7 protein-coding genes and 1 pseudogene are annotated in these 8,306 nt (G+C 72.3%); 5 read left to right on the top strand and 3 right to left on the bottom strand.

Annotated elements, in window-relative coordinates:
- On the bottom strand, positions 1 to 1,160 hold a 1,160-nt coding region (locus Q6969_RS10480; protein ID WP_317230389.1), incomplete at its 3' end, for an ROK family protein.
- 166 nt (positions 1,161 to 1,326) lie between these two features.
- On the opposite strand from Q6969_RS10480, the gene Q6969_RS10475 reads away from it, so the two are divergent.
- From Q6969_RS10475 to Q6969_RS10455, 5 genes are read left to right on the top strand one after another with little or no spacing between them, the layout of a single operon-like run.
- A complete protein-coding gene (locus Q6969_RS10475) occupies positions 1,327 to 3,021 on the top strand; it encodes an ABC transporter substrate-binding protein (RefSeq protein ID WP_317230388.1) in 1,695 nt (564 codons plus the stop codon).
- A gap of 60 nt (positions 3,022 to 3,081) precedes the next feature.
- Positions 3,082 to 4,068, top strand: a complete 987-nt coding sequence (locus tag Q6969_RS10470; protein ID WP_374953174.1) for an ABC transporter permease — start codon at positions 3,082 to 3,084, stop codon at positions 4,066 to 4,068.
- A gap of 17 nt (positions 4,069 to 4,085) precedes the next feature.
- Positions 4,086 to 5,081: an ABC transporter permease gene (locus Q6969_RS10465; protein ID WP_094114833.1), complete on the top strand. Its 996-nt coding sequence runs from the start codon at positions 4,086 to 4,088 to the stop codon at positions 5,079 to 5,081.
- Positions 5,078 to 5,977, top strand: a complete 900-nt coding sequence (locus tag Q6969_RS10460; protein WP_317230387.1) for an ABC transporter ATP-binding protein — start codon at positions 5,078 to 5,080, stop codon at positions 5,975 to 5,977. The genes Q6969_RS10465 and Q6969_RS10460 overlap by 4 nt, the downstream gene beginning before the upstream one ends.
- Entirely contained in the window at positions 5,974 to 6,882 is a 909-nt protein-coding gene (locus Q6969_RS10455; protein WP_094114831.1) for an ABC transporter ATP-binding protein, read from the top strand. Before Q6969_RS10460 ends, Q6969_RS10455 begins: the two co-directional genes overlap by 4 nt.
- 63 nt (positions 6,883 to 6,945) lie before the next feature.
- On the opposite strand, the gene Q6969_RS10450 is transcribed toward Q6969_RS10455, so the two are convergent.
- Together Q6969_RS10450 and Q6969_RS10445 are read right to left on the bottom strand one after the other, a co-directional pair.
- The gene (locus tag Q6969_RS10450) at positions 6,946 to 7,518 is read right to left on the bottom strand and encodes an NADPH-dependent FMN reductase (protein WP_317230386.1); all 573 of its coding nucleotides are present in this window, start codon (positions 7,516 to 7,518) and stop codon (positions 6,946 to 6,948) included.
- 122 nt (positions 7,519 to 7,640) lie between these two features.
- A pseudogene (locus Q6969_RS10445) lies at positions 7,641 to 8,306 on the bottom strand (beta-galactosidase); the annotation flags it as partial.

Below are 8,306 nucleotides of genomic sequence, written 5' to 3'. Positions count from 1 at the left end.
CCGATGGCCGCCGAGTCGCGCGGACGGTCGGCCACCACGGCCCGCGTCGGCCGCACGCGCCGCGTGAACACCGAGCGCTCGAGCTCCCCCTGCACGGCCTCCCGGTAGACCTCGCCGGCGATGGCGAAGCTCGGGCCCGCGAGCACGACGCGGTCGAGTTCGAACAGGTCCGCGAGCGTGACGGCCGCCCGGCCGAGCCAGCCCGCCGCGGTCCGGACGATGCCGAGCGCCTCGCCGTCGCCGTCGACCGCGGCGCGGGCGACGCGGTCGAACTCGACCTGCGTGGCGTCGAGGGCGCCGGTCAGCCCGAGTGCCGCGCGGAGCCGCGGGACCGCCATGGCGCCGCGGACCACGGCCATGGGCCCGGCGACGCCGTCCACGCAGCCGCGGTTGCCGCAGCCGCACGGGGTCCCCGCGGGGTCGAGCGACACGTGGCCGATCTCGAGCCCGTTCCCGGACGCCCCGCGGTAGACCTCGGCGTCGACGACGACCCCGCCGCCGATGCCGCCGGCCATGAAGATCACGCCGTGCGTGCGCCGGCTGCCGCCGTGGTCCGACCCGCTCTCCCCCACGGCCGCCGCGTCGGCGTCGTTGGCGAGCAGCACGGGCAGCCCCACGAGCGACTCGAGCACGTCGACGGTCGGGAAGCCGCGCCAGAGCGGCGTGGGGTCGTCGGTCATGAGCGCGCCGGCGTCGCGGTCCTGGGGACCGTGGGTCGCGAGCCCCACGCCGAGCACGCGGGAGCGGGGCAGCGCCGCCTCGGCGAGCACGCGGTCGACGCCCGCGGCGATGCCGGCCAGCACGTCGGCGGGTGCGCGGGTGGAGGCGCCGGGCAGGTCGGCGCGCGCGATCACGGCGCCGGCGAGGTCGACCACGACGACGGCGCAGGTCGAGCGGTCCAGCTGCACGCCCACCGTCGCCCGGGCCGACGCGTCGATCCGCAGCAGCCGGCGGGGCGTGCCGCCGCGGGACTCCCCGCGCCCGACCTCCACCACTAGCCCGTCGGCGATGAGGTCGCGCACCACGTTCGTGATGGTCGCGCCGGTGAGGCCGGAGGCGGCCGTGAGCTCCACCCGGCTCACGGTGCCGCCCGAGCGGATGCAGTCGAGCACGGTGGTGCGCGACGTGAGCCGGGACGCCCGGTCGGACGGATGGGACATGGGCGACCTCCTGCATCGTCACCCCATCGTGATGCTGAGGTGGTCCGACAATACTTGACACACTTAATTTATCGAGTGAGGATTACCGGCACCGGCCCCTCGGGGCCGCTCTGAGCACTCCCCGGTCACTGCCGACTGTCCGCCTCGAGGCGGGAAAGGAACGATGATGTCCCTCTTCACTCCCCCCGGATCCGCCCGTCGACGGAGGAGGGCCGCCGCCGGCGTCGCCCTCGCCGCCGCCGCCGCGATCGCCCTCACCGGCTGCGGGGCGGGCTCCGGCTCGTCCGCCGCCGACACGCTCGTCGTCTACACCGGCCAGGCCGGCGACTACCAGCTGAACCTCAACCCCTACTCGCCGTCGTCCATCGGCGGCATCGGCTCGATCTACGAGTCGCTGTTCTTCATCACGAACGTCAACACGAAGGACCCGGTGCCGCTCCTCGGCACCGACTACGCCTGGAACGAGGACGGCACCCAGCTCGACGTCACCCTCCGCGAGGGCGTCAAGTGGTCCGACGGCGAGGACTTCACCGCCGACGACGTGGTGTTCACCCTGCAGATGATCGCCGACACCCCGTCGATCAACTCGACCGGCTTCGACGGCCAGGTCAGCGCCACCGACGACACCCACGTGTCCATCACGTGGGACCACCCGGCGTACGTCAGCCTCCCCAACGTCCTCGGCCGCATGCCGATCGTCCCCGAGCACCAGTGGAAGGACGTCGACCCCGCGACGGACGTGATGAAGGAGCCCGTGGGCACCGGCGCGTTCACGCTCGGCAACTTCAAGGCGCAGGCGTTCACCCTCGCCGCCAACCCCGACTACTGGGACGGCGAGCCCGCGGTGAAGCAGATCCGCTACCTCTCCCTCTCCGGCAACACCGCGGGCGCCGACGCCCTCGCGGCCGGCACCATCGACTGGCAGACCGGCCCCGTGCCGGACATCGCCAACGTCGAGGAGAACTACCCCGGCTACAAGGCCGTCACCATCGGGCAGAACCAGATGGCGCTCATCACGTGCTCCAACGCCGACCTCGGCTGCACCGGGCCGCAGACCGACCCGGCCGTGCGCCACGCGCTCTACCAGGCGATGGACCGCGACCAGATGAACGCCCTGGCGTTCCAGGGCACCTCGAGCGAGGTCTCCCCGACCTTCGCGCTCCTGCCCACGCAGGAGGACACCATCTCCGCCGACATCGAGGAGAAGGTCGCCCCGATGAAGGCCGACCCCGAGGGCGCCGCGGCCACCCTCGAGGCCGCCGGCTGGGCCAAGGGCTCCGACGGCATCTACGCGAAGGACGGCGAGCGCCTGGCCCTCACGGTCGAGGTCGTCACCGGCTGGACCGACTACATCACCGCCATCGACACCATGTCCCAGCAGATGAAGGCGGCCGGCATCGAGCTCGACGCCGCGCAGTCCTCCTGGAACGAGTGGACCGACAAGCGCACGAAGGGCAACTACGAGCTGGTCATCGACTCGCTCGGCCAGGGCCCCTCGAGCGACCCGTACTACCTGTACAACAACTTCCTCAGCTCGGCGAACACCACCGAGGTCGGCACCCCGGCGTCCACGAACCTCTCCCGGTTCGCCGACCCCGAGGTCGACGCGGCACTCGAGGTCCTCGCGGCCACGTCCACGGACGACACCGCGGCCCGCCAGGCGCAGTTCGACATCATCCAGCGCAAGCTCGTCGACGTCATGCCCTACGTGCCGATCATGACCGGCGGCACGACGAGCGAGTACAACGACGCCGGCTTCACGGGCTGGCCGACCGACGACGACCTGTACGCCTTCCCCGCCATCTGGGCCTCGCCGGACAACGCGCAGGTCTTCAAGGCGCTGAAGCCGGCCGGGGAGTAGCCGCATGACCGAGGAGGAGCGCGTGGCCCGAGCGGGCGCCGGAGAGGAGGTCGGACGGTGATGTACTTCGTCCGCAAGGCGGGGTTCTACGCGGTGGCCCTCTGGGCCGCCCTGACCCTGAACTTCCTGATCCCCCGGCTCCTGCCGGGGAACCCGGTCGACATCCTGCTGGCGAAGCTGCAGCAGCGCGGGGGCACCATCACCCCCGAGACCCGCCGGGCCTACGAGCTCCTCCTCGGGGGCGACACCTCGCAGCCGCTGATCGCGCAGTACGGGAGCTACCTCGTCAACGTGTTCCGCGGCGACCTCGGGGTGTCGGTCAGCTACTTCCCCGCCCCCGTGTCGGAGGTCATCGGCGGCTCGCTGCCGTGGACCATCGTGCTGGTGGGGCTGTCGACGATCGTCGCGGCGGTCATCGGCGTCACGCTCGGCGCCTTCGTCGGCTGGAAGCCGGGCACCTGGCTCGACTCCCTCGTGCCGGCGACCACGATGCTCGCCGCGGTGCCGTACTTCTGGCTCGCGCTGATCCTCGTGTACGTCTTCGCGACGACGCTGAAGCTGTTCCCCTCGCAGGGCGGCTACGACGTGGTGCTCGACCCGGGCTGGAACGCGGAGTTCATCTCCTCCGCCGTGCAGTACGGGATCCTGCCCGCGGCGACCATCGTCATCGCGTCCCTCGGCGGCTGGCTGCTCGGAATGCGCAACATGATGGTGTCCACGCTCAGCGAGGACTACGTGCTCACCGCGCAGGCCAAGGGGCTCACGCAGGGCCGGATCCTCCGCAGCTACGCGGCGCGCAACGCCGTGCTGCCGTCGGTGGCGGGCTTCGCCATCTCGCTCGGGTTCGTGGTCTCGGGGTCCATCGTGACGGAGCAGGTCTTCTCGTACCCGGGCATCGGGTCGAAGCTCCTCAACGCGGTCACCAACAACGACTACGCGCTCATGCAGGGCATCTTCCTGTTCATCACCCTCGCCGTGCTCGGCGCGAACCTCGTGGTCGACCTCCTCTACGGGATCGTCGACCCGCGCACCCGGGCCCGGGCCTAGGGCGGGAAGGAACGGACATGACCAACATCCAGTCCTCCACGGAGCCGGACGTCGCCCAGGCGACCGAGGGCCTCGCCGCCGCGGCGGCCGAGCGCGGGAAGCCGCCGCGCTCCGCCTGGCGCCTCATGCTGCCGACGATGACCCCGTGGCTCGCCGCGGGCCTCGCGCTCGTCGGCCTCATCGCCCTGTTCGGCCTCATCGGGCCCCTGCTGCTGCAGGACCCGACGACCATCCGCGACTCCGGGCTCCAGCCGCCGAGCTGGGAGCACCTGCTCGGCACGACCCAGACCGGGCAGGACGTGCTCGCGCAGCTGGCGTACGCCACGCGCGGCTCGCTGCAGATCGGCCTCCTCGTCGGGGTGCTCGCGACCGTCCTCTCGGCGTTCTTCGGCATCTTCGGCACCTACGTCGGCGGCTTCGCCGACGAGGCGTTCTCGCTGCTGTCCAACGTCTTCCTCGTGATCCCCGGCCTCCCGCTGGTGATCGTCATCTCCGGCTTCGTGCCGCGCGAGTCCCGGGGCCTCTGGACCATCGCGGTGGTCCTCGCGGTCACGGGCTGGGCGGCCTCCGCCCGGGTCCTCCGCGCGCAGACGCTCTCCATCCGCACCCGCGACTACGTGGCCGCCAGCCGCGTCGCCGGGGAGCGGGCGTGGCGCGTCATCGCGGTGGAGATCCTGCCGAACCTGCTGCCGGTGCTCGCGAGCCAGTTCGTGTTCGCCGTCATCGCGGCCATCCTCGGCGAGGCGGGCCTGTCCTTCCTCGGCCTCGGGGCGTCGAACTCCTCGACCCTCGGCACGATGCTGTTCTACGCGCAGAACGGGTTCGCCCTGTCGCTCGGCGCCTGGTGGTGGTTCGGGCCTCCCGGGCTCCTCATCGCCCTGTTCGGCACCGGCCTCTCGCTCATCAACTTCTCGATCGACGAGATCATCAACCCCAAGCTGAAGAACGTGCGCCTGCACCGCAAGCGCGCACGCCTCGCCAGCCGCCTCGAGCGCAGGAAGGCCGCCTCATGACCGCCACCGTCCCCACCGCCCGCACGGGCGGCGCCCCCGGCGGCGGGAGGTCGAGCGTCCTGACGGTCGAGGACCTCACGGTCGTCTACGAGACCGACAACCCGGTCACCGCCGTCAAGCACGCCTCGTTCACGCTGGCACCCGGCGAGATCCTCGGCCTCGCCGGGGAGTCCGGCTGCGGCAAGACCACGCTCGCCTACGCCATCAACCGCCTGCACCGGCCGCCGGCCCGCATCGCGTCGGGCTCGGTGACCTTCCACGACCGCGGCGGCGAGGACGTCGATCTCCTGGCCCTCGGCGACGAGGAGCTGCGGGCCTTCCGCTGGTCGAAGCTCTCGATGGTGTTCCAGGGCGCGATGAACGCCCTCAACCCCGTCACGAGCGTCCGCGCCCAGCTCGACGACACGCTCCGGGCCCACCGGCCGGGCATGTCGAAGGCCGAGCGGCGCGCCCGCTGCGCCGAGGTGCTCGAGCGCGTGAGCGTCGACCCGGCCCGCCTCTCGTCGTTCCCGCACGAGCTCTCGGGCGGCATGCGCCAGCGCGTGATGATCGCGATGGCCATGCTCCTCGAGCCGCAGATCATGATCATGGACGAGCCGACGACCGCGCTCGACGTGGTCGTGCAGCGCGACATCCTGCGCGAGATCGTGCGGCTGCGCGACGAGCTCGACTTCGCCGTCGTGTTCATCACCCACGACCTCCCGCTGCTGCTGGAGATCAGCGACCGGATCGCCGTCATGCTGCGCGGCGAGATCGTCGAGCTGTCGAGCGCGGAGGAGATCTACCGCGCGCCCCGGCACGAGTACACGAGGAAGCTGCTGCGCTCGTTCCCGAGCCTCAGCGGCGAGCGCGGCGCGTTCATCCGCAGCGGCGAGGACATGGAGGAGGCGCGATGACCCGCGTGTCGGTGACCGACCTGACGAAGGACTTCTCGATCCGCAAGGGCGTGGGCCGGCAGGCGTTCCGCGCCGTCGACCGCGTCTCGTTCGACCTCCTGCCCGGCCGGACGGTCGCGCTCGTGGGCGAGTCCGGATCCGGCAAGTCCACCATCGCGCGCATGCTCGCGAAGCTGGAGAAGCCCACCTCGGGGCGCATCGACGTGGAGCTCGACGACGGCACGCCCGTGGTCGGGTCGCTGTACCGGCGGCACGTGCAGATGGTGTTCCAGGACCCGTTCGCGTCGCTCAACCCGTTCCACTCGGTCGAGCACCACATCGCCCGGCCGCTCCTCCTGCACCAGCGCACGCGCGGCCAGGCGCAGACGCACCAGCGGGTGCTCGAGATGCTCGAGCGCGTGAACCTGACCCCGGCGGAGGACATGGCCGCGCGTCGCCCGCACGAGCTGTCCGGCGGGCAGCGGCAGCGCGTGGCGATCGCCCGGGCGCTGGCGCCGGGCGCGCAGGTGGTCATCGCGGACGAGCCCGTGTCGATGCTCGACGTGAGCATCCGGCTGGGCGTCCTCAACCTGATGGGCCGGCTGCAGCGCGAGGACAACCTCGCCGTGCTGTACATCACCCACGACCTGGCGACGGCCCGGCACTTCTCGGACGAGATCCTCGTGCTCTACAAGGGCCGCGTGGTGGAGCGGGGGCCGAGCGACCAGGTGATCCTGGATCCGCATCACGACTACACGAAGCTGCTCGCGCTGGCCGCGCCGGATCCGGAGCGCCTCGGCAAGGTCGTGTCCGACGAGGCCGTGCCCGACCGCGCCGGCCTCGACGGGAGCGTCTGCTACAACCACCACTCGGGCGAGTGGGAGGGCGTGGGCGACCCCGTGGGACGCGCGGTGCGCGCGGGCTGACCGGCGCCGCGCACGGAGGAGGGCCCCGACGATCCCGTCGGGGCCCTCCGTCGTGCGCGCGACCTAGGCGGCGACTGCCGCGGTGTTCCGGGCGATGTGCGCGTGGAACGCCTGCAGCCACGACAGGAGGAACTCCTCCGTGCCCGCGTCGGAGATGGCGCCCTCGGGCGAGATGAGGCCCTCGGTGCTCTGGATGTACGCCTCGGGCTGCGAGAGCTCGGGCGACGCGAGGAACGACAGGATGCTGCGCAGGTGCTGCTGCGCGACGGCCGTGCCGACCGCGCCGATGGACGTGCCGATGACGGCGCTCGGCTTGCCCTGGAACGCGTTCTCGCCGTAGGGGCGGCTCGCGAAGTCGAGCGCGTTCTTCAGCACGCCGGGCACGGAGCGGTTGTACTCGGGCGTGACGAGCATGATCGCGTCGGCGTCCTGGATGGCCTGCTTGAAGGCGTTCGCGGTCTCGGGGAAGCCGCCGTCCATGTCGGCGCTGTAGAACGGCAGCGGCGCGATGGGGATCTCGGTGAGCTCGAGGCCCGCCTGCGCGCCGAGGCGCTCGAGGGCCGCGGCGAGGGCGCGGTTGATGGAGGTGGACGAGAGGCTGCCGACGAGGTAGCCGACGCGGTAGGTGGTGCTCATGGTGCGTTCCTTCCCGCGCACGGGCATTCCATGCGCGCGCATGGAGCATAGCCACGCGAGGTGGGTGCTCCCCGAGCGGCCGGCCGCCGCGCGCGGATCCCGGACAGCGCACCCGCCCCGGCTCACCCCAGAAGCACCTCCCACGTGCGCAGGGACGGCCAGAGCGCGTGGCGCGGGAGGACGTCGGGGCCGCAGGCACGGGAACCGAGGCCGTGCTGGGCGTCGTCGAGGATCAGGTGCAGGCCCTCGGGCGCGGGCAGCTCGTGCGGGTGGCCGACGTCCGTCATCCGCTGCGGGGTCCACCGGCTGAGCTGGAAGCCCGCGCGGTGGCCGGACGCGTCCGGGAGGGTGGTCACGGTGAGCGGGGTCATGGACCCGTCGCCGACGAGGAGCGAGCGCAGCTCCGGCCGGTGGCCGGTCTCCTGCGGGCGCGCGTACTCCACGGACAGGCCGTCGACGCTCGACGAGAACCGGCCGACGCGGACCGCGGAGCGGCTGTCCGGGTAGGACTCGCCGGGACCCGTGCCGTGCCAGGAGACCGGGTGGTCCGCGAGCTCCAGCGGCAGGTCGATGCGCACGCCGACCCGCGGCCATGTGCAGTCCCACACGCCGAACGGCACGACCTCGGTCGCGAGCAGCAGGCCGCGGTCGGTCGCGCGCCAGCGGAACGCGACGTCCGCGCCCGCGCCGCTGTGCGCCGCCTGCCCCCGGACCCGCCGTTCGAGGCCGTCGGCCGTGCGGGCCACCCCGAGCAGCCGGTGGGTGAGGCGGTGGAGGCCGCGCTCGCG

It is taken from the genome of Clavibacter sp. MX14-G9D (genome assembly GCF_032917815.1).
GTDB classification, from domain to species: Bacteria; Actinomycetota; Actinomycetes; order Actinomycetales; family Microbacteriaceae; genus Clavibacter; species Clavibacter michiganensis_K.
This window is presented reverse-complemented; position numbering and strand designations above follow the sequence as displayed.

Coding starts and splice junctions, on each gene's coding strand:
- Q6969_RS10475 (WP_317230388.1), top strand. CDS start 1,327: ATGTCCCTCTTCACTCCCCCCGGATCCGCCCGTCGACGGAGGAGGGCC.
- Q6969_RS10470 (WP_374953174.1), top strand. CDS start 3,082: ATGTACTTCGTCCGCAAGGCGGGGTTCTACGCGGTGGCCCTCTGGGCC.
- Q6969_RS10465 (WP_094114833.1), top strand. CDS start 4,086: ATGACCAACATCCAGTCCTCCACGGAGCCGGACGTCGCCCAGGCGACC.
- Q6969_RS10460 (WP_317230387.1), top strand. CDS start 5,078: ATGACCGCCACCGTCCCCACCGCCCGCACGGGCGGCGCCCCCGGCGGC.
- Q6969_RS10455 (WP_094114831.1), top strand. CDS start 5,974: ATGACCCGCGTGTCGGTGACCGACCTGACGAAGGACTTCTCGATCCGC.
- Q6969_RS10450 (WP_317230386.1), bottom strand. CDS start 7,518: ATGAGCACCACCTACCGCGTCGGCTACCTCGTCGGCAGCCTCTCGTCC.